This window comes from Chitinophaga filiformis, from assembly GCF_023100805.1.
GTDB lineage: Bacteria > Bacteroidota > Bacteroidia > Chitinophagales > Chitinophagaceae > Chitinophaga > Chitinophaga filiformis_B.
This window is the reverse complement of the sequence record NZ_CP095855.1, coordinates 4093296-4118384: the sequence shown is the minus strand read 5'-3', so window position 1 is coordinate 4118384 and position 25089 is coordinate 4093296. Positions and strand designations below refer to the sequence as shown.

Sequence of the window (25089 nt, the reverse complement as noted above, 5' to 3'; positions counted from 1 at the left end):
ATCTTAATAAAGAACGGTGCCTGCAGGATGTAGTCACCGTTCTCTTTTAAGATGGCATTACAGCTGTTTCTTCATAGAAGACTTCAACGCTACGTTACCGGAGCTTGTGCTGGTAACGGTATACCATTTCTCTCCATCGCTGAGCAACAGTTCATAACACACCCCGGATCTGTTGGTCACTTCTGTAACGCCTTCAATATGCCTGTCGCGATACTTTTTCTTTACAGCTCTGAGCACTGTTAAAGGCAATTCATTCTCACCACAATACCGTAGTGAATAGATCAGCGTGCCTTGTTTATCGTACCATATCCTGTACTGGCTTTCGTTCTGTACAAAGCAAACAACGTTAAAATCTCCATCTTCCGTCCACCTGATATATTCTGCTTCGGGAAAGGAGCGATGAAAAAGCTTTAACAGCGCTTCATCGGGGGCGGCAAGCAAAGGTAACTGTGAACAGAGGATCATTGATGCTATCAGGACAATTCTTTTCAGATGCAACACCGGGTGAAGAACAGCTACACGTATAAAAGCATTCCGTTTCATGGTTCAGATTTTAATAAAACAATTTTGTTGTTGATGATGTAAAAGTAGCATAGGGCTCAACTTTAAAATTGTAAAAAACGGAATAGGGTTCTTCTTATTCCCCTCCCGCTACAGTTCCTTTGAAATCTCCGCCAGCTTATCCAGTAAAGCCTTTTCCTCAGATGGCGCGCAATGAACTTATCTTGGGGTCCGGCAGAAAGCTGGCCGGGATCGCGCGGATCTTATATATTTTCGCCGCTTCATTAATCTTTCTATACAATTTAACATGATCCATCCGTATTCCCGCTGGAATAATGATGCTTGTATATCAGAGCTGATATTCGGTCGCTATGTAGGTTTCTTTGCAAATTGTCACCGATAAATATCTTAGCCACAAGGAAACCTGGCGCCGGTCTCCAGTAAGCCGGAGAGGTGCTGGTGAAGCGTACAAAAAAGACCGAAATAATTAGCCAGAGGTATTATCTTAGTAAGCGACTTTTTACCATTAAATGAATACCCATGCGTTTAACAGGTTTCCTGCTCTTCCTGGTCCTCCTCCTTTACAACGATAAACTCTTTTCCCAGCACCGGCCGAATATCATTTTTGTGCTGACAGATGACCTGGGCTATGCAGATTTGTCCTGCTATGGTAACCCTGTTATTAAAACACCTTTTTTAGACCGGATGGCCGCGATGGGTGTAAGGGCGACCAATTATGTCGTTACCAGCCCGACCTGTTCTCCTTCAAGGGCCTCTCTGCTCACAGGAAGGTATTGCACAAGGCCTAATATTCCTTTACCATTGGCGCCTGGTTCCCCCTTAGGACTACCGGCATCTGAAATAACGATTGCAGAAATGCTCAGGGCTGCAGGTTACAAAACTGCTATGGTGGGCAAATGGCATCTGGGCGACCATCAGGCCAACCTGCCCGTGAACCAGGGCTTTGATTCCTATTTCGGGCTGTTGTACAGCCATGACTATCGCCCTCCATATGTCAAGAGTGACACGACTATGAAACTGTACAGAAACAACACACCTGCTGTTATACGGCCAGACGACAGTTCCCTGGTACAGTTATACACGAGGGAAGCCATACAATTCATAAGGCAGCAAAAGAAGGATCAGCCCTTCTTTTTGTACCTCTCGCACAATATGCCCCACCTGCCGGTATATTTCGCAGCACACAGGAAGAATAGCAGTATGGAAAACGGAGGAGAACTCGGGGCTGTAATTGCCGACATGGATGCGGGGCTGGCCGCTATATGGAAAGTACTGGAACAACAGGGCCAGGCAGAGAACACCATCTTTATGTTCTCCAGCGATAACGGGCCCTGGAATGACTATCCTTCCCGTATGGCTGACGACAGTGTTACAACGTCCTATCACACCGGTTATGCAGGAGTGTTCAGGGGCAGCAAAGCCACCACCTATGAAGGCGGTGTACGGGTGCCTTTTATAGTTTACTGGAAGAACCATACACTAAAAGGTGTATCGACCGGGGCAGCCATGACCTGCCTGGATGTGCTGCCCACACTGGCAGAATGGGTACATTGTCCATTGCCCGCCCACACCGTGCTGGATGGGCAATCTGTAGCCGGGGTCCTTACCCGTAATGCGCCGGATACCCACCGGGAGATCTATTATGTCCACAATAACATCCCGGAAGTAGTACGCCAGGGCCCCTGGAAACTGAGAAGAACGAAAACCGGTGCACGACCCCTTATTGAATTATTTAATCTTAATTATGATCCTGCAGAAAGAGTCAACCTTTCCGCGGAACATCCTGAAATAGTAGTAAAGCTCACAACGCTATTAGATCAATATCCCGTAAATTAGACAAAGCAAAAGACTTGTTTACTTTCCCCCGTATGTAAACATATGGGGGAAAATACCGAAATATACCGTACCCTGTCCGCGTTTATCTCTCCTTACCTGAAGACGAATGCCCTTTTATAAATATGATGTTTACACGTACCACAACCGGGCACAGATAAAAGGCAATAGATTTTAACTATTAAATCATAAAATCAATTGATTTTAATTATATCTTCAAAATCATACTTTTACCGTCCTATACACAATACCAGGTGTAAGAAACTGTTCATTTAACTTCATAAACTCACAAAAATGGAAAACGAAAAGGATATCAGTAAATGCCCGTTTCATAACGGCAGTATGAAGCAGAATGTTGGCGGTGGTGGCACCAGGAACCGTGACTGGTGGCCCAACCAGCTAAAGCTGAATATACTGCGTCAGCACTCTCCTTTGTCAAACCCGATGGATGAAGATTTTAACTATGCCGAAGCTTTTAAAAGCCTCGACCTGGAAGCCGTAAAGAAAGACCTGCATGCACTGATGACAGATTCACAGGATTGGTGGCCTGCAGACTTTGGGCATTATGGTCCTTTATTCATCCGTATGGCCTGGCATAGTGCGGGTACCTATCGCGTATTCGACGGCCGTGGCGGCGGAGGCGAAGGTCAGCAACGTTTTGCTCCGCTTAACAGCTGGCCCGACAACGTAAGTCTCGATAAAGCGCGGAGGTTGCTCTGGCCTATCAAACAGAAGTATGGCCGTAAAATATCCTGGGCAGACCTGATGATCCTGACCGGCAACGTGGCGCTGGAATCAATGGGCTTTAAGACCTTTGGATTTGCCGGCGGACGTGCAGATGTATGGGAGCCAAATGAAGATGTATACTGGGGTGCTGAAAACACCTGGCTGGGCGGCGACATACGATATGCGCATGGTTCGCCCGGCGTAGTGGAAAATCATGGTGTACTGGTTTCCGACGACGATGCTGATGGTGATATCCATACCCGCAACCTGGAAAAACCGCTTGCTGCTGTACAAATGGGTCTGATCTATGTGAATCCTGAAGGTCCTGACGGTAATCCTGACCCTATTGCAGCCGCTAAAGATATCCGCGATACTTTTGGCCGCATGGCTATGAACGATGAAGAAACAGTTGCCCTCATAGCTGGTGGACACAGCTTCGGTAAAACCCACGGTGCAGCTCCTGCCACCCATGTGGGCAAAGAACCGGAGGCTTCTGACCTGGAATTGCAGGGCCTTGGCTGGCGTAACAGCTATGGTTCCGGTAAAGGTGCAGACACCATTACCAGTGGACTTGAAGTAACATGGACGAAAACGCCAACCCGTTGGAGCAATAACTTCTTCGAGAACCTCTTCGGCTTTGAATGGGAATTGACTAAAAGCCCCGCGGGCGCTCACCAGTGGGTGGCTAAAAATGCGGAGAGCATTATTCCTGATGCGCATGATGGCTCGAAAAAGCGTTTACCTACCATGCTTACCACTGACCTCTCTTTAAGGTTCGATCCGGTTTATGAAAAAATATCCAGGCACTTCCTGGAAAACCCGGATGCATTTGCAGACGCATTTGCCCGTGCATGGTTTAAATTGACCCACCGCGATATGGGGCCCCGCGCCCGCTACCTCGGTCCTGATGTACCACAGGAAGAGCTGATCTGGCAAGATCCTATCCCTGCAGTAAACCACGTATTGATAGATGAAAACGATATTGCTACCCTGAAGGCAAAAGTACTGGCCTCCGGATTAAGTGTATCGGAATTGGTATCTACAGCATGGGCTGCTGCTTCCACTTTCCGCGGATCCGACAAACGCGGTGGTGCAAATGGCGCCCGCATTCGCCTGGCTCCTCAAAGATACTGGGCAGTAAATAATCCTACACAGTTGCAAAAAGTCTTGGGGGTACTCGAGAATATTCAAAAAGAATTCAACGGTGCACAAACAGCCGGTAAGAAAGTTTCCCTGGCCGATCTGATCGTACTGGCCGGCGCCGCCGGTATCGAAAAGGCGGCGAAAGATGCAGGCCACACCGTCACTGTACCTTTTACACCTGGCCGTATGGATGCTTCACAGGAACAAACTGACGTTGAATCAGTAGGCTATCTCGAACCCATTGCTGACGGCTTCCGTAACTACCGCAAGTCAAAACTGCCCGTATCTACGGAAGAGTTGCTGATAGATAAAGCACATCTGCTTACACTTACAGCGCCTGAGTTAACAGTACTGGTAGGCGGTATGCGTGTACTGAATACTAATTTTGATGGTTCTAAACACGGCGTTTTCACATCGCGTCCGGGCCAGCTCACCAACGACTTCTTTATCAACCTGCTCGACATGAGCACCGCATGGAAAGCTGTGTCGGCAGACCGAGAATTGTATGAGGGCAGCGACCGTGCTACCGGCAACATTAAATGGACCGGCACACGTGCAGATCTCGTATTCGGCTCTAACTCAGAACTCAGAGCTATAGCAGAAGTATACGGCAGTGCAGATGCGCAGGCTAAATTTGTGAAAGACTTTGTGGCAGCCTGGAACAAGGTGATGAACCTGGACAGGTTTGATCTTGTATAATGCTAAGACCCAGCGAATAAAAAATGAAGCCGCCTTTTAATGGCGGCTTTATTTTTTTAAACCGCTCTTTTAAACCCTCAAAGAACCACGAAATCCCCTGGCAGCATAGTAAGAGATGGCGCCATTATGATACAGGAAAACCGTGTCGTAACGACGATCGCAAAAAACAGCGCCACCAAGCTTCCTGATGTAGGCAGGCGTCAGCACCCAGCTGGAGGTTTTCAGATCAAACTTTCCCAATTCCTGCAGCTTACGATATTCTTCTTCTGTTAAAAGTGCTATCCCCATGCTTTCCGCCATTCCAACAGCACTACCATCGGGCTTTGCTTCTTTTCTCTCTTCCAGCGCTTCATCATCGTAGCAAAGACTTCTGCGACCTTTAGGGCTTTCAGCGGAGCAATCATAAAAAATGTATTCACCCGTCTTCTTATCGTGGCCTACAACATCCGGTTCACCACCGGTTGTTTCCATTTCATTGAGTGACCACAGCTTTTCGGCGTTAGCCTCTAGCCTTGCCTGTACGTCCGCCCATTCAAGTCCTTTATGGCGCCCCATGTTCTTTTCAAAACGGGTCTTCAATACGCCGAGTAACTCTTGCCGCTGTGCTGCAGGCAAGCCTTTCTTTGAAATAGTTTTATTTGCCATAGTTGTAATGATTACTGCCACTTTGGGGCTTAACTTAATGTGTAACTGTTTTTACATTCTCGTTATCGTTATTTTACCAAGCGGAACCAATCTCCTTTCCGCAGGTCTGAAATACCATGATATCAGCGTCAACGCAAGCAGTAGCAGGGAAGGAAATATTTCGTTTATAGGATTACCTGCTGCGATATGCGAAAATATTGCTCCTGACATGGCAAAGAAAAAGCCGGCATAAGCCCATTCCTTTATCAAAGGAAACCGGGGAATCAGCACAGCCACAGCGCCCAAAAGCTTCCAGGTCCCCAGTATTGTCGGGAAGTAGTCGGGATAACCCAAATGTGCCAGAAAATCTGTTTCTGATTTCACTTTGAATAGCTGTACGATGCCGGTCGATAACATACCCAATGCAAGCCAGGCAGTGGCAATCCAATAAATGATCTTATTTCTTTTTGTCATGCGTCTTATTTTAATTTGCTTACAATACTTTCTAAACGGTTATGCGCCATGTTTAAGCCCTGGGAAAATGGCAGTTGCAACATTTTATTCCTGTCCTCCACTGACCTGTATACAATATGCATATTGAGCTTGCTGGTATCGTCAGTGAGCTTTATAAATTCCAGGAACTCGAGCTGAACACCAAAGGAGGCATTCTCCATTTCAAATGTCCTTGTAATTCTCTGGTTGGGGCTAAACTCGTGGAACGTTCCATTGGCCTGAAATACTACGTTGCCCTGAGGGTCTTTTGTTTGATACTGCCAGCTGCCATGCTTTCTACCTTCAAATTTCACCACATTCGTTCCCATCCATTGTTCGATGATCTCTGGCTCTGCATGTGCTTTGAAAAGCAATTCCAATGGCAGATCAAACTCCCTGGTTACCATCAGGTCGTGCTTTCCTTCTTCGGCGTTAACTTTTGTTTTTCTCTCCATATTATTTCATTTATCGGATTTGTATTTTTTCATTATAGCTTCCAGCTTGTTAAACCTGTCATCCCACATCTGGCGGAATGGTTCGATAAAGTCTGCTACTTCTTTCATTTTTTTTGCGTTAATGTGATAGTAAATTTCCCTGCCATTCTGCTCTTGCTCAAGTAATTCACACTCGGTAAGTATCTGCAGGTGTTTTGAAACTGTCGGTCTTGCGGTATCAAAGTTTGCTGCTATTGCGCCTGCAGTCATTGACTGGGAAACAAGTAACAGCAATATGGCCCTCCTTGTCGGGTCAGCTATCGCCTGGAATACATCTCTTCTCAGATTCATTATGTAGCTATTTGACTACAAATATATATGTAGCTATTTAACTACACAAATTTTTAAAGGGAATTTTTCTAAAAAAAGTAAATACGATTGATTTTGAGGATGATAACTGCATCAGTTCGTCAGGGCGGCTCGTTAACCGGTAGATATGACAGCAGGCCAGGGATCGTTCGCATTGCCTTGCTGGCGGTTATTGTTGCAGCGTGGCCAAAGATAAGACGAGCGCTTGCGACAAGCTTCCGATAGGCTTCCGATAGGCTTTCGATAGGCTTTATCTTACGTTGATTTTACGTTACTTAACGTAAGATGAACGCAAGCTAAAGCTATCTCAAAGCCTATCGAAAGCCTATCGGAACGAAGGTGCATCCAAAGGTAACAAAGGAACTTTGCTATATATAACCAGCCCCCGGGTACTTATACGCTGGCGGGTAACAGGAGCAAATCCTGCGTTTAATAGAAGAAACCAGGAGGGTGATACCATGGAGGTCAGCATCATGCTAAAGGAGAAAATACAATGTAACAATCTATTCACTGCATTCGCAACTGTCCCGATACATACAATAACTGTTCACAACCGAACATTTACCGTGCCAGACAACAAAATAAATCTTTGATATTAAGACACTTGTATACATGGCACAGCGTTTGGGCCCCGGTAGCAACATTATTGTATATGAGAAAACTTTTCACCTGTTTCCTGATCGTAGCCTGTTGTGCCACACAGGTAAAAGCGCAGTCAGGTTATGATTCAGTCAATGCGTCCATAAAAAAATTCATGGCAGCTATGCATGTTCCTGGCTTTGCTACCTGTGTAGTGAAAGAAGGGAAAATGATCTGGTCCAACGCCTACGGACAAGCTGATATCGCCAATAACAAAGCGATGAGCATCGACGGTATAATGAACATCGGCTCCGTGTCAAAGACATTTACTACTATCGCAGCCATGCAGCTTTGGGAGAAAGGTCTGATTGACCTGAATGCTGACGTCAGCAGTTACCTCGGCTTCAGTATCAGGAATCCGAAATACCCTGACAAACCAATCACCGTATTCCAGATAATGACACATACCTCGTCTATCATTGACGGCAAGGCCTATGGGGAGAGTTATAACTGCGGAGACCCTGCCTTGTCACTGGACGACTGGATCCATAGTGCCCTGCTCTCTGATGGAACCTCGTACAATAATGGGGATAGCTTTGGCACCTGGGCGCCGGGCGATAAACGTCAATACTCCAATGTCGCATTCGGGTTACTTGGATTGATTGTTGAGAAAGTAGCGAAGCAACCCTTTAATGTATATTGTAAGAAGAATATCTTTCAGCCCCTGGAGATGAATAAAACCGGGTGGATGCTAAGGGAGGTGGATACGGGCAACTATATCAGGCCCTATGCCTTCATCACAGCGGAGAACAGAAAGGAATATCTCGCCTATGCCAGGCTGTTTCCCAACGAATCTGAGTTTAAAGAGGGGACCTACATTCCCGTATGTTTGTATAGTTTTCCCAATTATTCTGACGGTCTTGTCCGGACCAGTGTACGGGATTTATCCCATTATCTTACCGCCCTCCTCAATGGCGGAGAATTAAACGGTAAACGGATCCTGAAGAAAGAAACAATTGATAAAATGTTCACCCTGCAGTTGGAAGGGAATAATGCCCAGGGCCTGACCTGGCGTACTTCTGACTTCGAAACCAAACATGGCAAGGTAAAATTATGGGGACATTCCGGCCTTGATCCGGGTATTCAAACTTTTCTGTTCTTTAATCCGGCGAATAAAACAGGCGTGATCACTTTCCAAAATTCGCCCTCCGATGGAATAGCCCGGATTGTCGGAGCAATATATGAGGCAGCGGCTTTGGATGCGCAATAACATTAATTGACCACCTAACATACACTATCATGCAATAAGACTTTCAAAAGCAAGACCAGCCTATCTCCCTGACAATATCGCCAATCTTTCAAATTAACCCCGCTGGTCTTGCTGATCGACTGGAATTTGCCTTAAAATATCCAAGGCTGCCAGGAAAATATGTTATAGATTTGAGGAGAACATTCAAACTGTCATGTTTCATGGATTGCTATCGGAGAATGACTTTAAAATATACTGATAATTCCCCTGAATTTACCCTTTTGATTCTTTAGTTTAAGCGATCTTCGTTTGCACCAATAACAATTCAAAACAGCTAAAAATGGACTTTGCAAACTACGAACAGTATTTTCAATCTATTTTAAACGGAGATATCACTGTTGCGCCGTACGATAACCCGGCGTATATGAACTATGCTAAACTGAACTGGACCCGTCAGCAGCGCTGGCTGAAAACCGGAGAGCTGAATGCAGATCTTATAAATACGGTCATGCAGATAAAGCATCCGCAAAACTGGATATTGATCACAGAGCCCTGGTGTGGAGATGCTGCTCACATTTTACCCTTTATTCATAAACTCAGCCAGATGAACCCTCTCATTACGCTGGATATACAATTGCGTGATGCTGAGCCTTACCTTATCAACAATTATCTGACCGGCGCCAACAAATCCAAATCTATTCCAAAGCTGATCATACGTAACAGTGAAGACAAGGATCTGACGGTATGGGGACCAAGGCCCCAGGAAAATCAGGAACTGTTTGAACAGATGAAAGGAGACGAACGGGACATGGAGGAAATTAAACTGCGGCTGCAGAAATGGTATAATGATGATAAAGGCAGAAGTCTTCAGCATGAATTGCTGGAAGCCTTAAATGATATATCCTGACCAATAGAAGGCTGTCCGCTCCCTGCCTACAAGCGTCAGTTGCATTCCACTCTCATTCGCGAGATATACCAATGATGCCCTTCATCCTAAAAAAATTTGGCATTTCTTCAGATAATACTGACAACATTGTGGCACGGCGATAGCTCTCCAACTGAAAATTACACGCCCCGGGGAAAAAATTTTCCCTGTCTGCTGCTTCGGTCACATGTTTTACCTTTGACGAAATTTTTCTCATGTACGAAAGGAAAATACCAGAATTACTTGATTGCGGTTTGGCAGTAGCGCTTAAAGTGATTGGCGGGAAATGGAAGGCATGGATAATGGACTGCATCAGGCGTGGTGTTGCGCGACCTAGCGCCATTCATCGTGAAATGCAGGAAGTAGCACCGAGGATCATTAACATGCATCTGAAAGAGCTGGAGGAATATGGCATTCTTTACAAGGAAGTGTATGCTGAAAGTCCTGCCAGGGTGGAATACAAATTTACAGATATTGGTGAGAGCCTGTTACCCGTGCTTGCAACCCTGGAAACCTGGGGCAATTTGAATAAAGAATATATTCAGCGCAATATTGACACTTATCAGCCCGGTACCTGCCGGTTCCTTCCGCAATAGGTCAATATGCGGAAGGCCCGGCCCGGTTTTATCATCCATGCTTTCTCAGTACCTTAATGATAGCAGCGTGTTCCTCTCCCCCATAGCCCGCATCTACTGTACGCTGAAAGATATTGGCAGCAAACCTTGGCAGTTCTGTACTGATGCCGGCTTCTTCTGAATGCTGTACCAGCAAATGAAGGTCCTCAGTGGTTGTTTTTACCGTACTCTCGGGATCGGCAAAACGGTTATGCTGTATCACTTCTCCCATGTGGCGCGATTCTGCGGCTAATATAGGCGAGATATTGGCTATCAATGTACCGAATGTATCTACAGGCACACCTTCATGCTCACATATCAATGCTCCATGGCAAAAGCCTATCCAGTTGCCGGCCAGGTAGGCCATTACCGCTGAAAAGAATACTGCCGAAGCTCCAGGTTCTTCCCCCAGGTAACTAAATGTACCTGCCAGCGATCGTAAAGCAGTTTCATGTAGCTGAAAAGCCGCTGAGGGACCGGATATCATAATAGTCGCCTCACTCCCGCCTATCTGTCTTGGCCAGGCCAGTATATCGCCGTTCAGGGCCAGTGCACCCTGTTGTTGCGCCCATGCATGCAGTTCACGTGCCTCTTTCGGGGTGCCCGTGCTCAATTGCACTAGTGTACGGCCGCTCAATGCTGTGACTGCACCCGCTGTGTCAAATATCTTTTTGGTGGCTTTGTAATCCGATACGCAAATTACGATCAGGGGGCTGGCTGTTATAGCGGCCACAATATCCGTCGCCACTATGGCGCCTTCCGTCGTCAGCGCGGCCGCTTTTGCTGTATCGCGGTTCCACACAGTCACTTCGTATCCCTTCGTGATCAATGCACGGGCAATGGCAGCCCCCATGGACCCCAGTCCGACCACAGTTATCTTCTTGTCCTTACTATTTGTTATTCCTGTCATTTGAATGGTTTTAATATGCCCGCAAATTACTGTTGCCAGTCACCGCCGGCAATACGGGAAAAAAGATTCCCGTGGCTGAAAAATTTATCCCTGGGCGCTTATAAAACAATACATCATCTTACACCCACAAGCGTAAACCGCTTCTTATGCTTGCACATAAGTCATCGATGCCTTATATTGAGAACATAAATTCCACTGCATGAAAATCCTCATATTAACCTTTATTCCTTTATGCATGACCGTTTTTGGCTTTGCACAGGTAAAAGCAGACCTGACAGGCTATAAGCAGGTAAACGGCGCGGTGGTCACACAACAGGACCAATCGCTGGAGATCAGCTGGCCGGCTGGTAGTTCGCTTAAAGGCAGGGTAGTATTCGACCTCTCTCCTTCCCGGCCACTTTTCAAAACGATCACATTAGGCCAGCAACAAATTACAGCGGATATAGATCCCGCATTTCTGTTAACTGTCGGGAAAAGGGATCTGGTATCGCAGAATGGATGGAATATTTTTTTTGATAAGGTACCAACTAAACCACATCAAAGCTATCCACTGATACTTAAAAAAACATCAGTGTCAGTAAGAAGCGAAGGCAGCCGTACAATTGCCAGCATAGGCCCTATTACGGCAGAGACCTTTTCTGGTATGCTGGAAGTGACGTTCTACAATGGAAGCCCGCTGCTCAACATTGCTGCAGTAATCACTACTGCAGCGCCAGCCAAAGCTATTCTCTTCGATGCCGGTCTGGTAAGTATGAAGGCAGACTGGCAGCATATTTCGTGGATGAATACGGGAGACAGCCTTCAACAGGCACAGGTAGCCTCCGGCGATACGGCACATCGCCTGGCAGTAAAATACAGAGCGATCGCAGCATCGGGAAAACAAGGCACTATAGTGGTCTTTCCCCCGCCACATCAGTATTTCTATCCCCTGGATGAAGCATTCAATCTTAATTTCACCTGGTACGGCAATCAATACCGGCAGATGATTAATGGCTATGGCCTGGGCATCCGCCAGGAACTGGAAGGGGATAAACGCTTTGTGCCCTGGTTCAATGCTCCTCCCGGTACCCAACAGCGCCTCAATTTCTTCTGCCTGCTCAGCAACAATGAAAAGGCTGCATTTACGGCGATGAAAGCATTTACGCATAATGACCGCTATGCTGAATTACCTGGATTCAGAACAATGTCCAGTCACTTTCATAACGAGTTTGTAATGAACGTGATGATGGCCGGAAAGCCAGTGCCGGAGCATCCCGGGTTTGTGAAAGTATTTAAAGACCTTGGCGTAAACATTGTACACCTGGCGGAATTCCATTACACTGCTGATCCCCGTGGGCCGGATGAAAAACGTCTGCCGCAGTTAAAAGCGCTTTTTGAATTATGCGAAAAACAGTCGGACGACAAATTTCTATTATTGCCTGGCGAGGAACCAAATGAATTTTTTGGTGGCCACTGGCTGGATCTTTTTCCGCGGCCGGTGTACTGGGTAATGTCCCGTAAACCTGGTCAGTCCTACGTGGAGGAAAGATCCGGTTATGGGAAAGTCTATCATATAGGCAATAAAGAGGAGATGCTGAAATTGCTCGAAGATGAACGGGGACTTGCATGGACGGCACACCCCAGGACGAAAGGATCGGTTAACACGCCTGATAGCTACAGGCATGAGCCCTTCTTTTTATCCGATCGCTTTATGGGAGCCGCATGGAAGGCGATGCCCGCAGATCTTTCCCAACCCCGGCTCGGTAAGAGAGTGCTTGATCTCATGGATGACATGAACAACTGGGGAACGAAAAAGACTGTCATATCTGAAGCAGACCTGTTTAGCATCACACAGCATAACGAGATGTATGCACACATGAACGTTAACTATCTCATGCTGGATAAACTACCATCTTACAAGGGCAGTTGGCTTCCTGTTCTGGATGCTATGCAACGCGGACGGTTCTTCGCCAGCACCGGCGAGGTTTTAATACCACTTCTGAAGATCAACGGTCATATTTCCGGAGATAGTTTACAGCTTCCCGCCACAGGTATTGCTACTATCGACCTGAAACTCCAATGGACCTTCCCCATGAATTTCGTTGAGATCATTTCCGGAGATGGTAAAAAAGTATACCGCGAAAGCATGTCACTGACCAACACAGAAGCATTCGGAGAAAAAAGCTTCCGTTTTTCCACTAAGCTAAGCGGTAGAAAATGGGTACGTGTGGAGGCATGGGATGTAGCAGCGAATGGCGCATTCAGTCAGACCTTCTGGTTGCGATGACGTGCTTCGATCTGGCTGCGACCTTACCGACGGGCCCTGTCCGGCATTTTGTCTTTCCAATTCCACCATTTCAATTTTTCTGCCTCATGGTGTTCTTTCGGTGTATCAGCGTAATATACTGCACATCTGAAAACATACAACACACATCGGTCCTGTACCGTACCCGCGAAACGATTTGAAAGGTCATAAAGCAATTCAGGATCTTTTCCTTTGAGGTCAGATACCCTTGTAATACCAATATTCCAAAGATCAGTAGCCAAAGATTTACCAACACCTGGAATCTGGCTAAGGTCTTTTATCGTTTCCTGCTTTGTCATGTAACATGAGCATTATTTAGGTCAAAAGTATACAATTTGAAGCGCAGATTCATACATCCGGTCACCGGTTCTCTGTTGCATCAGGTACCGGAATTCTTCTTATCAACCTTTTTACTTATCTTAAACCAGGGATTTTTAAATTACTGTCATGAAAAAATACAGGTTCCATTTCACGACTATTCTTATCTTTTCATTGCTGTTGTTCTCAGGACAGGCATGTAGCCAGCAAAAACAAATAGCTAAAGGCACAGTTAAACGAATAAAGGTACACGGAAAATTGCTGGAAGGGAACCTAAGCGGCGACAGCGCCGATCGCTATGTGTCAGTGTACTTACCTCCAGGCTATCACACCAATTCAACAAAACGGTATCCCGTTGTCTATTTCCTGCATGGCTATACCGACAACGATGCAAAATTTTATGGATTTACGAAGCACTGGATGGTGTTGCCGCCTATTTTAGACACCGTCTTTGCCAGTGATGCAGCTCACGAAATGATTGTCGTTACACCGGATGCCTATACCATTTTCCAGGGAAGTATGTATTCCAATTCCATCACAACGGGTAACTGGGAAGACTTTGTGGCAAAAGAGCTGGTAACTTATATCGACAGCCACTATCGCACCATTGCAAAAAAAGAAGGCCGTGGTTTGTGTGGTCATTCTATGGGGGGGTACGGGGCATTGCGGATCGGAGAAAAGAATCCGGATGTATTTTCTACAATATATTTGTTAAGCCCCTGCTGCCTGAATTCCTCTCCTCTTTCCGCTGAATCTGTACCAGCACCTTTTTTGCGTGCAGACAGCATTAAAACGACGGAAGAAATGCAAAAAGCTGATTTCTTTACAAAGGCGCTCTTTGCTTCAGCAGCGGCCTGGTCTCCCAATCCGGCCAATCCTCCTTTCTATATTGACCTGCCCGTAAAGGACGGGAAACTGCAGCCAATGGTTTTGCAAAAATGGGATGCCAACAGACCATTGAATAACCTTGACCAATATATCTTCAATATTAAAAAACTAACCGCTATTGGCTTTGATGCAGGGACAAAAGATACAAACATTGCAGAGAGCATCAGGACACTGGATAGCGAATTAAACAAATATGGCATCAAACATTCCTTTGAAATCTATGAGGGCGACCATATTAACCGTGTTGCTGAAAGGATCAGCAAGAAAATGCTGGGATTCTTTTCGGAGAATTTAGCATTTAAATAGCAGCCGCCTGTAACTTCTTGCATACAGTAAAACCAAGATTATGCCTGAGCCTTTAAATGATATCGTTACTTCACGCCTGATACTCCGGCTATTCGGGAACGAGGTGACTAATGCCTGTCTTAACAACCGCCTTGCAGTCGCTCAGGATCTTTTAGACGCTGCTATTCCGGAGGAATTCTTTGACGACCTTTGCAGTCTTCAAAACGACAGCCTCCGCCTGCAGGAGAATCCCGCTTATGAACCATGGGCATCCAGAGCGATCATTCTGAAAAGTGAAATGAAAATGATTGGTTTGATACGCTTTCACAACAGCCCATCTCCTTATGCAGACAAACAGTATATGAAAGGAGCGGTAGAACTTGGATACCAGATCTTTTCAAACCACAGAAGAAAAGGATATGCGCGTGAGGCGATCTTTGACATCATTAACTGGGCCGCGGACTGCTTCTCCACGCGCCGTTTCATTGCTTCGGTTTCGCCGGAGAACCTCCCATCTCTTACACTTATCCAGTCTCTTGGCTTTATAAAAGTAGATGAAGTGCTTGATGAATCAGATGGCCTGGAGTATGTCTATATGCTGGAAAGGCTGGTATAACACCTCACTGTATCGCTTTATAATCCTCCCTCACAGGAGTGAAAATATCAAATATCTTACAATCTGTAAGCGCTACACCACTATGCTCTGCCCATGAAGGTATAAGCGCTACCATTCCTTTAGTATAGACCTTTGTTTGACCCTCGATCGTTAATTCAAATTCCCCTTCTTCTACCTGTGTTACCTGCTCGTGCACATGCTTGTGATTTGGAAGCACTGCTCCTTTTTTTACATCCCAGTAACTTAGCGTCATAGAAGGCGTGTGAACAAATTTTGCTGAAAAACCAGGTATAATCTGCCGGGCGGTGATATCGTCTAAATTTATCATGTTAACGGTTCGTTTTGCAGCGAAAAGTTATATAAATGTACCGGATTAACCATTAATTTAATTTAAGCCATTAGTGTCAACTGCCAGACAATCGCTTCACTTTATTTCGCGATCTAACCGAAGCCTTGGCGACATTCAGTGGACATTCCTCCTCAGCAGTGCTATAAACAACTGATTAATAATTATTTACTCACCGGCACAGGTGTTGCAATTCTTCGTGCATTCGTTGACATCAAAGCAGCAACAGGTCCCGGCTATTGCCGGTGTATCTCTTGCGAAATACAAAAGCATAATAATCATTAAAAAGTTAAAAAATGGACAGCCAGGAATTAATTGAACTAACCAAAGATCTCATTTATCATGCGACGCATTTTGATGTGCCATACGTTAAGGAAGTTTATGCAGATAAATTCCTGATCGTTAATGTGGATAAGGAAGGCGCAGTGGAAACCATGAACAAAGAACAGCTCGTGGGGTTTGTCGAGGGAAACAAGCATGCGAATATTGCACCGCTTTCCACCAAGACCGAATATCATTACGCGGTATGCGATGGAAATATGGGAATGGTGGTCATCACCCGCGAATTAGAGCTTAATGGAAAACCAAGTCGAAAGTTCTTAACTGTAATCTGGGAATATCTATCCGGAAAATGGCAGGTTGTTAAAGAGTCTTCTATTGTACGCGGTTAACAAATCAATCAAGGGAACAAGCCTGGCCGTCGCCGGCTTGTTCCCTTGCCTACTCTTCGAAGTAGTTGGCTCCCGGCGGCCTTGTTTCCTGCCACTACTGACAAAAATCCGGTTTAATATTGATTGCGCTCATAGCGACGCTCTAAACGGAAAATGGGAGATCAGGGCGATGAAGCCGAAGTAGTTTTCCTGATCCAGATTACTCTATAATAGTATTACCCTGTATATTTTTTCGTAAATTCCTGGTAAAAGATTCCCCTATGAATAATAATCTCGCCCAGGAAATCGCCAGGATGGAATATGATCGCCTTTCAAAGGAGATTGCAACTATCCAGGATGAAATAAATCAGCTGGCCCGTTACGCTGTTGTCAGCGCAGTCGCTATTTGCTCTTTCCTTGTTGTACCCCATGAGGCAATTAAGGGATATTATAGCATTTTGAAAGTATTACCATTTACAGCAGTGTTTCTTTTTGGACTACGCGCGTCCGCTCAACATCTTCAGCTTAATAAAATAAGTAAGTACATCGAAAATTGCTACGAATCCAAAGTGCTTAAAACGGAGTTTGGTTACCTGGGATGGGAAAGCCTGTTAAATAATGAAGGCAAAAAATCAAAATTTTACATAAGCCCGTCAAGAACATCCATGGTATTGTTCTGGCTCGTACTCATGGGACTTTGCATCGCCTTTATTTTTATTTAGCTTTATAATCTGATGCTGGATCCTGTTAATCCCAATGGCAGGAAGAGACCACACCCAACAGATCTCAGAAATAACGTTAAAATATCGACCTATAAATGAAAAAAATCACACTCATACTATTTCTCCTGTTAGCCTGTGTCAGTGTAAAGTCCCAGGAGGCGCCAACAGTAACTAACAGATTTAAGCTATTGATCACCAATGAGCGTAATGAATTCCTTCTGATTAAATGGAAAGGCAACTGGGAAGTTCCGGGCGCCGAATATGGCGATAGTGCCGTGGTTAAGCCTATTAATGAATTCCTGAATGATCTCGCAGCCCGGCTTGGGATCAATATCAAGCAACCCAAACTGGCGGGACTTTTTACTTATTACATGAATGATCGGAAATATCCCGCGATCTTCAGTTACTACACCGCAAAATTGGACACCGGGAAACCTGAGCCGGGGGCAGGACCCAACGAGGTAAAATGGTTTCCTGTCCCAGCTGGCCTTGAAGCTGTCGCTTATCCGAATTCCAGGGCAATCATTAAGCAGGTGCTATCCGACCCCCAGGCTGTTTGGGGCGGTGCATTCCGGCTGTATCCGTCACAAGGCTGGAAGTATGAAACGATATCCGGTTTCTACAGGATGAACTAAGCCGGAATTATCGTCAAATAAAAGAGTATTTTTGGCCGCTATCTTAATGTACTACTATGCCAATACTGGATTATACAAACAGAAAACCCTGGGAAGAACGAAACAAGCTTCCTAAACCTTCGAATGACGGTTTAAAAGAGCTGTTTGCTGATGTGGACATGGTTATCATCAAAGACGGAGGCGTATACGAAGACAAAGCTATGTATAACAATGTGCTGTTAACTATTAACCAGGCTGATAAAGTCCGGATGTTTCACCAGCTAATGGAAATCAATGAAAAGAAGACCGGTTTTTACTGTATGTGCTTAGGTACATATGCCATTGAGTTATATAGCCATAATAATCTTAAAGCCACCATCGGGTTTCATCATGGCGTTTCTATTCGTTACTATAAATGGAATGGCGATGCCGAACTTGCAAAAATCGATAACCTGCTAACCTTTCTTGCAGAGCAGGGATTCACAGCACCACTGGCAGAACGAATCGAAGCAAAAAGAAACATGGAGCCAGACCGTGTTGCGGAAAGGAAATGGCTTGAGGTGGCTCCAAAATGCTTCCGTAAATACCGGGAGCAAATCAATGGCTTGGACGAGGACTATTATCCCTCGCTCATAAGTGATTTAAATCTGGAAATTCCGGACAAGCGAAAACAGATTATTGCGTTGCTTCAAACATTCGGTAAAACCGATAATTTCTGGACAGCCTATCCCAGTTACGAGGAACTACCGAAAAAGATACTTTGCACATTTGAAATAAAGGATATTATTGAAACGTACATACTATCTGACAGGAACTATAAAACCAGAAAAGGGCTTGGCCGGCTTTTATGTTCATTTGAATTTAAGAAAAACAGAAAAAAGCATTTAAAATATATTACACAGGAAGTAATAGCCGACCTGGAAAAATGCTTTACGTGGCTGGGCGACAAGGCAGGAATAAACGAAATATCCAAACTAAAAAACGATAAAAACAATAGTTAACTGAAGGGAGCATCAGGACGGAATCACCCGGCATATGACATAGCAGCTACCTTCACAAACTTACTACGTCAAAGCGACTTATAGCAGAGACAATATACCCTGAGTATTATATGAAAATTAGCAACTTATACTGAAATTTAATCCCCCATGAAGAATCAGGTATCCCCTTTGGTTGTTTATTTTACCTTAGCATATCTTATCAGCTGGATCATATGGCTGCCACTGTATGCCCATGCTTTTGGCATCAAAGGTCTGCCGGTGTTGCCGTTCCATCATGGCATCGGTGGACTCGGGCCGCTTATCGCATCATTCATTACCAGTGCTATTTTTGAAGGAAAGCAAGGCATTGAAAAGCTGTTTAGACAAATTTTCAAAGTAAAACCCTTATCCTATCTTTTAATTGCTTTAATAAGCCCTATCATACTGGCCGCTATAGCTTCAATTATCAGCAACTTACTCGATCATACGCCCATTAATCTGTCAGCCCTATTGAAAGCAAAGGAGTTCCCGGAATACAGCTTTCTCAGCTTCCTGTTATACAACCTGCTTTTCTTTGGATTTGGTGAAGAAGTGGGTTGGAGAGGCTTTGCCTTACCCCGCCTGCAGGCCAGGTATAATGCTTTATGGGCCAGCCTTATATTGACGTTATTTTGGGCCGTTTGGCATTGGCCGCTTTTTCTGTATCGCCCGGGTTATACAAGTATGGACGTAGCTGGCATTTTCGGATGGGTGTTTAGCCTGCTTACAGGTAGTGTATTACTAGCCTGGCTGTACAATTCCTCAAGAGCCAGTCTTTTTGCCTGTGCTGTTTTTCATTCAACGATTGACATTGCATTTCTGGCCGACTTTGCCGATAAAAATATCACCAATTATATGGGTATGCTGATTACAATATGGGGCATCGCCATTATCATCATTTTCAAGCCCAATAACTTATCCAGGTCGGAAAGAATAAGGCAGTAGTTAGCCAAACATGCATGTCCAACTTCTTTCGCGCTGTTCTCCGATGTCTCACCTTAATATTTCTCATCACTGACAGAGGTCGAAACGCTATAATATTCTCCATCTACCCGATGAATCTTGACGGTCGATATTCATGCTGAGTAACATCTCACCATTTCGTTCAGGTTCGACTCCTTGCCTTCCGACCAATAATGGCGGAGTGGGCCGCGGAAGAATTGTAGTAACCTGGATATGTAGACGTTTTGTAGACACATCACAATGTGAATGTAGTAAGTGTGTAGTTGTTTTAAAAATACGAAAACCTGGACCGGCACATATCTTTGAGGCATTCCTTTCGTTTAATGAATCTGAACAAAAAAAAAAGTAAATGATCACAAAGCTTAACCAATTCGCTGGCCCACTGTTATTATTATTGATTGCTACCACCACTATTAAGGCGCAGTCCCCGCCTTCACTGCTATTGGTATATGATGACTATTCCGGTAAAAGACCAGGCCTTACTTATTGGAAAAACGGGGAAATAATCCAGTTGACAGATGGTAAAGCAGAGGCCGGGGCGTCAGCAATTACGGTATCCGGCAATGATGAATATATTGCCGGTTACCAATATAACGCAGCAGGTGAACCTGTTGCCACTTACTGGAAAAACAGGCTGCCAATCACTCTTACGGATGGACAAACATCAGCAAAAGCAGTTGCTATTAGCGTATCCGGTCCGGATGTACATATAATCGGAAATGATGGCAGGCAGGCTGTGTATTGGAAGAATGGGAAAGCCACCTCCTATGGAGAGAACACTCAATTATCGGCTATCGCTGTCAGCGGAAATGATGTTTATATAGCCGGTTACCAGGCCAATGAAGAAGGGCTATATATTGCCACCTGCTGGAAAAATGGACAGGCAGCAGCGTTGACAGACGGCAGAAGCAATGCGGAGGCCAATGCTATTGCCATATCCGGAAATGGTGTTTATGTGGCGGGTTTTACAGTCAATGCAGCGGGGAAAGAAGTTGCCATGTATTGGAAAAACGGCGCGCCTGTAATCCTTCCGGATGGTTGCAGGGCGAACGCTATAGCTGTATCCGGTGATAACGTATATGTAGCTGGTATTGACCGGGATGAAGCAGGAGCTAATATCATTGTTTGCTGGAAGAATGGGAAAGCCGTCAAACTAACCAGTGGGAAAGAAACAGCTGGCGCCGGGGTAAAGACCATTGCCCTCGCGGGTAACGACATCTATCTGGCAGGATATCTTGACGGTATCGCCACATATTGGAAAAACGAAAAGCCGGTAATGTTGAGTGATATAATGGGGAAAATAAACGGGATGGTGATCAGATAAGAAGCATTGGGCCTGTTACACAGAAAGGCTACTTTGATAGCCTTTCTGTGTTCAGTTTTCACTTTATTCAATATCTATTTGGCTGACAGGGCCTGTATCCTCGCGGCAGCGTGCTTATTCTGTGGTGCCAATGCGATCACTTTTCTATAGTTCGCAAGGGCTTCTGAAGTCTGTTCTGCAGCCTCCAGCGCCTCTGCGAGGCTATCGTAGGTATTTGCGCTCTGAGGGTACAGCGTTACGTTCAGCCTGAAAATCGCCAGTGCAGCTGTGATGTTCTTCTGAGCGAAGAGTTGATAGCCCCATTTATTCAATTCATTTTCATCCAGTTGAAACGCCGGATCCTGCTTTTTCAAACGAGCTGCGATGGCGCCAGCCTTGTCAAAACCCTCCATCAACAGTCCTGCTCTCAGTTTCTTTAGATTTGGTGACAATCCGAAACCATTCGACTCATGCATATCCGGGATATAATAGCCTGCTATTTCATCAATAAACTGATCAGGATTGCTTCCCATCAGATTTGTCAGTACTATAATGGAAAGGTCATCCTTCAGATACACGAACAGCGCAGATCGTCCGCCGCCTACAGGAGCAACAGCAGGATGTTCCTCCCTGGTTACTGTTGGCCAACCCAATGCATATCCGTTTGTTAAGATATTAAAACCGCCAGTTTTCCCGTTATTAAGTATTGCCGGTGTCCACAAGAGATCAATACTGGACGATTGTTTTAGTAATTTCCCGGCTTTCAGGGCTATCACCCAGTTAGCCATCTCCGTAGCCGTGGATTGTATACCTGCAGCGGTTCTGAAAAATACAGGGAACTGCATATAGCTGTTTCCCGGTACACTGTTTCTAATGAAGCGGCTTCCTACCTGCCTCGTCATCGTATATGCACCAGCATAATTGGGTATTACATCATATGAATCGCCAAAACGGGTCAGCACCATGCCGGCAGGCTTAAATTGCCTTTCCTCTATAAACCGTGTAAAATGCATGCCACTCAATTTCGTGATTATTTGTCCCAGCAATACATAACCTGTCTGGTTATACCGGAACTTCTCACCCGGTTTAAACTCAACCGGCAATGTCTTTACTTTTTGCATGGCTTCCTGTTCATCTCCATGTCCCATGACCTGCTCTTCCTCATCCATGATATCAGGCAATCCGGAAATATGGGTCAGTACCTGCTGCAAGGTTATACTCTTCCAGGTATCAGGTAGGCTATCCAGATAACGCGATAGCGGATCTGTAATTTTCAGCTTATTCTCTTCAGCCAATTGCATAACGGCGACCCCCACAAAAGCTTTGGTAATGGAATTGATAGAAAAGATCGTTTGATCAGTCGCCCTGATATCATATTCAAGATTGGCAATGCCATAAGTTGTGTTTTTGACGATTGCGCCGTCCCGTACAATAGCTAATTGCAAAGCAGGAATATGACGCTGCTGCATTTTGTTTTTTACAAAGACATCTATGCTATCAGAGGCCGAAAGAGATTGGGCTCCGGCGAATGCTGTTATTAAACAAAGTGGTAAAAAGGAAAAACGCGTTAATCTTCTAAATTTCATTCGAAAAGTGTTGAGGTAAGGGTCATAAATATAGAATTTATTCTATAATAAGTATTAGGAAGTTTGAGAGCCTTATTCAACATCAAAAAAGCAAAGAACGGCAGATGATCAATGGATATTTACCATAATCCATATTTGTCATTTCATCTGTCCATATCTCCCCGGTACCAAATCCGAAAAGTCACATTAATTAATGGAATACCAACGGTAAAAATCCCCGGGGCATAAGCAATCATAACAAACTGCATCATTGTTACAGCATTCTCTATACTTTTCCTGGAAATTTATCCGAACAGTCCCATCGACTGCATGTCCGTTACAGGCCGGTGTCCTTATCTTTTCACTGATATTCTGTCACCCCAATAACAATAACCCTTTTGTTAACTTAAAACATTCCCCCATGAACAAACATTTATACCTGGCTATTATTGCCTGGCTTATTGGTTTGAGCACTATCCAGGCACAAAATGCGGATCAACAGTACTACAACACTTTCGCATTGCAATTCCACTACAAAGCAACAAGTTTCGTCGTAGACACGCCATTCGTATCAACTGCCCCACAAGCCTTTCTGTTATGGAGCGCCAACGTGTACCAGGATTCCACGAAAAGCTCTTTGTCGCTCGACCAATTTGATGCCAACGGCAACTTCATTTCCGAACATGTGGTACCACAACCAGGCAAGCTATTACCTTCGCTGCTGCCAAAGAAAATCATCCGCATGAAAAGCGGTAAAGGTTACTATCTGCTAGGCTACGTGATCCAGTCCCCTAACCTGATCAATGGCATCCCTGTGTACTCCACACCAATACTCATCCGCCTGGACCAGCAACTGAACCCTGTATGGGTACAAAAGCTACACTTTTCCGCGGTTAGCACCGCCAACGCCAACACACTTATTGAGTACAATGATCTTATTGAAGCTGTTAACGGCGACGTGATCATTGCGGGTCGCTATAGTCCCACGCCGGCAGGTCAACAGATCAACATACTGGCAACACGCCTCACCAGCGCCGGCGCCATCGTATGGAATTACCAGTACTCCACCAACTTCACCTGCAACGCTAATGCACTGGCCCTGACAGAAGCCACCGATAACAATATCATACTGACGGGCTACGTGGAGCTGTGCACCAGCGGCTTTGGTGGCCCCCGCCAGGTACTTTTCCTTCGTCTTCAGCCTACCGGTACTCCTGTTATTGGTTTCGCCTATCTCGGCGCCACCACTGAGTCTGCCGGCACCAAGATCGTAAAACGTACCAGCATTGCAGGCAACGACGCCTTCTTCATCTCCGGTTTCACAGATGTTACAGCCCCTACAGGCGCACCTAACAGGCAGGTACTAATACTTGACGTAAGGGAAAGCGGCGCCATCATAGGCGCCTTCCATGTTGGCGACAGCGGTACAGAAGAATCCAACGACCTTGTTATCCGCAACCTGGGCAACGAAAACTACATCCTGTATCTCACAGGCTTCACTACCAGTTATTACACTGCCGTAAGCAAAGAAGTGTTCTACCTGCAACTGCGTTACGTGCCAGGTTCACTGGGACTCGTGGAATTCAGCACCTTTCCACAGACGGCCAGCTACACAGAAAGATATGGCCTCGAAATAAAAGCTGCCGGTAAAGACAAGTTCGCGATACTGGCCAATGCCAACTACATCATCAATAGCACCGGCAATCCCAGTGCATTCACCAATGTACTTCTCCGCGACCTCAGTAGTACCAGCCAGCAATGTATCAAATTACACCAGCCGCCGGTAAACATCATCAACCTCAGTCCTAAACAACTGACGGCATCGCCGATAGCACTTTCCTTCAAACCTTACGCAGAAAAATATATCCTGTTCCAGAAAGTATTTCCCAAACTGCTTTGCGGTCAGTTCAAAGTCAACCCATATGATGCACTTAACAGCGGCGTGATAGAACAAAAGACAACCGCATCAACTATAGCACTCAACAAACTCGCATCGGTAGCCAGCTCAGAAACTGTGAGTGTCTATCCCAACCCGGCCAGCAATTATGTCTTTATAAAATACAGCAAACCTATCACCTCTAAAGTGTTAGCCAAAGTGTTTGGTAGCGATATGCGACTGCTGAAAACTATGGAGATCACTGACAACAGCAGGAAAATGTTGTCATTGGATGGCCTCCCATCCGGCTTATATTTTATAGAAGTGGGGGATAATAGTAAACACGAGATCTTTAAGATATTGAAAAACTAGGGATCGCCTGATAATAAAAGAAGGTACCTTTGTGAAGCGCAAAAAATATACACTTTTTTGCTTACTTCACAACGGTACCTTCCTTTTACAAATATCAGCAGCGTTCCTTGCCGATATGATTACACGCGGACAATCAATTATACCAATCT

At 45.3% G+C, this 25089-nt stretch carries 24 protein-coding genes; 15 read left to right on the top strand and 9 right to left on the bottom strand.

Going from position 1 to position 25089, the window contains the following annotated elements; genetic code table 11:
* Positions 1–57: 57 nt before the first annotated feature.
* Positions 58–543, bottom strand: coding sequence for a hypothetical protein (locus MYF79_RS16485; protein ID WP_247815061.1), 486 nt, complete (start codon positions 541–543; stop codon positions 58–60).
* A 498-nt stretch (positions 544–1041) separates the two neighbouring features.
* Here MYF79_RS16485 and MYF79_RS16480 point away from each other — a divergent pair, with 498 nt between their 5' ends.
* Both MYF79_RS16480 and katG read left to right on the top strand, forming a co-directional pair.
* Positions 1042–2358, top strand: a complete 1317-nt coding sequence (locus tag MYF79_RS16480) for a sulfatase-like hydrolase/transferase (RefSeq protein WP_247815060.1) — start codon at positions 1042–1044, stop codon at positions 2356–2358.
* Between the two features lie 291 nt (positions 2359–2649).
* Positions 2650–4923, top strand: a complete 2274-nt coding sequence (gene katG / locus MYF79_RS16475) for a catalase/peroxidase HPI (protein ID WP_317233117.1) — start codon at positions 2650–2652, stop codon at positions 4921–4923.
* Between the two features lie 69 nt (positions 4924–4992).
* On the opposite strand, the gene MYF79_RS16470 is transcribed toward katG, so the two are convergent.
* Genes MYF79_RS16470 through MYF79_RS16455 form a run of 4 tightly spaced genes read right to left on the bottom strand, consistent with a single transcriptional unit; the run spans position 4993 to position 6824 of the window.
* Positions 4993–5568, bottom strand: coding sequence for a DUF4256 domain-containing protein (locus tag MYF79_RS16470; protein WP_247815059.1), 576 nt, complete (start codon positions 5566–5568; stop codon positions 4993–4995).
* Between the two features lie 51 nt (positions 5569–5619).
* On the bottom strand, positions 5620–6021 hold the full coding sequence (locus tag MYF79_RS16465; RefSeq protein WP_247815058.1) for a DoxX family protein: 402 nt from the start codon (positions 6019–6021) through the stop codon (positions 5620–5622).
* A 5-nt stretch (positions 6022–6026) separates the two neighbouring features.
* A complete protein-coding gene (locus MYF79_RS16460) occupies positions 6027–6494 on the bottom strand; it encodes an SRPBCC domain-containing protein (RefSeq protein ID WP_247815057.1) in 468 nt (155 codons plus the stop codon).
* Positions 6495–6500: 6 nt separating this feature from the next.
* Positions 6501–6824 carry an ArsR/SmtB family transcription factor gene (locus MYF79_RS16455; RefSeq protein WP_247815056.1) on the bottom strand — a complete coding sequence of 108 codons (324 nt, stop codon included), beginning with the start codon at positions 6822–6824 and terminating at the stop codon, positions 6501–6503.
* 670 nt (positions 6825–7494) lie between these two features.
* Here MYF79_RS16455 and MYF79_RS16450 point away from each other — a divergent pair.
* From MYF79_RS16450 to MYF79_RS16440, 3 genes are all read left to right on the top strand, one after another.
* On the top strand, positions 7495–8691 hold the full coding sequence (locus MYF79_RS16450) for a serine hydrolase domain-containing protein (RefSeq protein ID WP_247815055.1): 1197 nt from the start codon (positions 7495–7497) through the stop codon (positions 8689–8691).
* Positions 8692–9010: 319 nt separating this feature from the next.
* Complete coding sequence (locus MYF79_RS16445) at positions 9011–9577, top strand: thioredoxin family protein (protein WP_247815054.1); 567 nt, start codon at positions 9011–9013, stop codon at positions 9575–9577.
* 233 nt (positions 9578–9810) lie between these two features.
* Positions 9811–10191 (top strand): winged helix-turn-helix transcriptional regulator, encoded by a 381-nt coding sequence (locus MYF79_RS16440; RefSeq protein ID WP_247815053.1) that lies wholly within the window; start codon positions 9811–9813, stop codon positions 10189–10191.
* A gap of 31 nt (positions 10192–10222) precedes the next feature.
* On the opposite strand, the gene MYF79_RS16435 is transcribed toward MYF79_RS16440, so the two are convergent.
* Complete coding sequence (locus MYF79_RS16435) at positions 10223–11119, bottom strand: NAD(P)-dependent oxidoreductase (protein WP_247815052.1); 897 nt, start codon at positions 11117–11119, stop codon at positions 10223–10225.
* Positions 11120–11318: 199 nt separating this feature from the next.
* On the opposite strand from MYF79_RS16435, the gene MYF79_RS16430 reads away from it, so the two are divergent.
* On the top strand, positions 11319–13385 hold the full coding sequence (locus MYF79_RS16430; RefSeq protein ID WP_247815051.1) for a hypothetical protein: 2067 nt from the start codon (positions 11319–11321) through the stop codon (positions 13383–13385).
* A 23-nt stretch (positions 13386–13408) separates the two neighbouring features.
* Here the strand turns inward: MYF79_RS16430 and MYF79_RS16425 are convergent, their stop codons facing one another.
* Positions 13409–13702: a helix-hairpin-helix domain-containing protein gene (locus MYF79_RS16425; protein ID WP_247815050.1), complete on the bottom strand. Its 294-nt coding sequence runs from the start codon at positions 13700–13702 to the stop codon at positions 13409–13411.
* 148 nt (positions 13703–13850) lie between these two features.
* Here MYF79_RS16425 and MYF79_RS16420 point away from each other — a divergent pair, with 148 nt between their 5' ends.
* Together MYF79_RS16420 and MYF79_RS16415 are read left to right on the top strand one after the other, a co-directional pair.
* Entirely contained in the window at positions 13851–14915 is a 1065-nt protein-coding gene (locus tag MYF79_RS16420) for an alpha/beta hydrolase (protein ID WP_247815049.1), read from the top strand.
* A gap of 40 nt (positions 14916–14955) precedes the next feature.
* On the top strand, positions 14956–15510 hold the full coding sequence (locus MYF79_RS16415) for a GNAT family N-acetyltransferase (protein WP_247815048.1): 555 nt from the start codon (positions 14956–14958) through the stop codon (positions 15508–15510).
* A gap of 4 nt (positions 15511–15514) precedes the next feature.
* On the opposite strand, the gene MYF79_RS16410 is transcribed toward MYF79_RS16415, so the two are convergent.
* Positions 15515–15838, bottom strand: a complete 324-nt coding sequence (locus tag MYF79_RS16410; protein WP_247815047.1) for a cupin domain-containing protein — start codon at positions 15836–15838, stop codon at positions 15515–15517.
* Between the two features lie 314 nt (positions 15839–16152).
* Here MYF79_RS16410 and MYF79_RS16405 point away from each other — a divergent pair, with 314 nt between their 5' ends.
* The 6 genes from MYF79_RS16405 (at position 16153) to MYF79_RS16380 (ending at position 21148) form a co-directional block, all read left to right on the top strand.
* A complete protein-coding gene (locus tag MYF79_RS16405; RefSeq protein ID WP_247815046.1) occupies positions 16153–16527 on the top strand; it encodes a hypothetical protein in 375 nt (124 codons plus the stop codon).
* A gap of 260 nt (positions 16528–16787) precedes the next feature.
* Complete coding sequence (locus tag MYF79_RS16400; RefSeq protein ID WP_247815045.1) at positions 16788–17228, top strand: hypothetical protein; 441 nt, start codon at positions 16788–16790, stop codon at positions 17226–17228.
* Positions 17229–17323: 95 nt separating this feature from the next.
* Complete coding sequence (locus MYF79_RS16395; protein ID WP_247815044.1) at positions 17324–17863, top strand: NUDIX hydrolase; 540 nt, start codon at positions 17324–17326, stop codon at positions 17861–17863.
* Between the two features lie 56 nt (positions 17864–17919).
* Positions 17920–18843 carry a hypothetical protein gene (locus MYF79_RS16390; protein ID WP_247815043.1) on the top strand — a complete coding sequence of 308 codons (924 nt, stop codon included), beginning with the start codon at positions 17920–17922 and terminating at the stop codon, positions 18841–18843.
* Positions 18844–18990: 147 nt separating this feature from the next.
* Positions 18991–19806, top strand: a complete 816-nt coding sequence (locus MYF79_RS16385; RefSeq protein ID WP_247815042.1) for a CPBP family intramembrane glutamic endopeptidase — start codon at positions 18991–18993, stop codon at positions 19804–19806.
* Positions 19807–20173: 367 nt separating this feature from the next.
* Positions 20174–21148, top strand: coding sequence for a hypothetical protein (locus tag MYF79_RS16380; protein ID WP_247815041.1), 975 nt, complete (start codon positions 20174–20176; stop codon positions 21146–21148).
* Positions 21149–21222: 74 nt separating this feature from the next.
* Here MYF79_RS16380 and MYF79_RS16375 read toward each other — a convergent pair whose 3' ends face one another.
* Positions 21223–22596, bottom strand: coding sequence for a beta-lactamase family protein (locus MYF79_RS16375; protein ID WP_247815040.1), 1374 nt, complete (start codon positions 22594–22596; stop codon positions 21223–21225).
* A gap of 517 nt (positions 22597–23113) precedes the next feature.
* Here MYF79_RS16375 and MYF79_RS16370 point away from each other — a divergent pair.
* Complete coding sequence (locus MYF79_RS16370) at positions 23114–24940, top strand: T9SS type A sorting domain-containing protein (protein ID WP_247815039.1); 1827 nt, start codon at positions 23114–23116, stop codon at positions 24938–24940.
* The last annotated feature ends 149 nt before the right edge of the window (positions 24941–25089 follow it).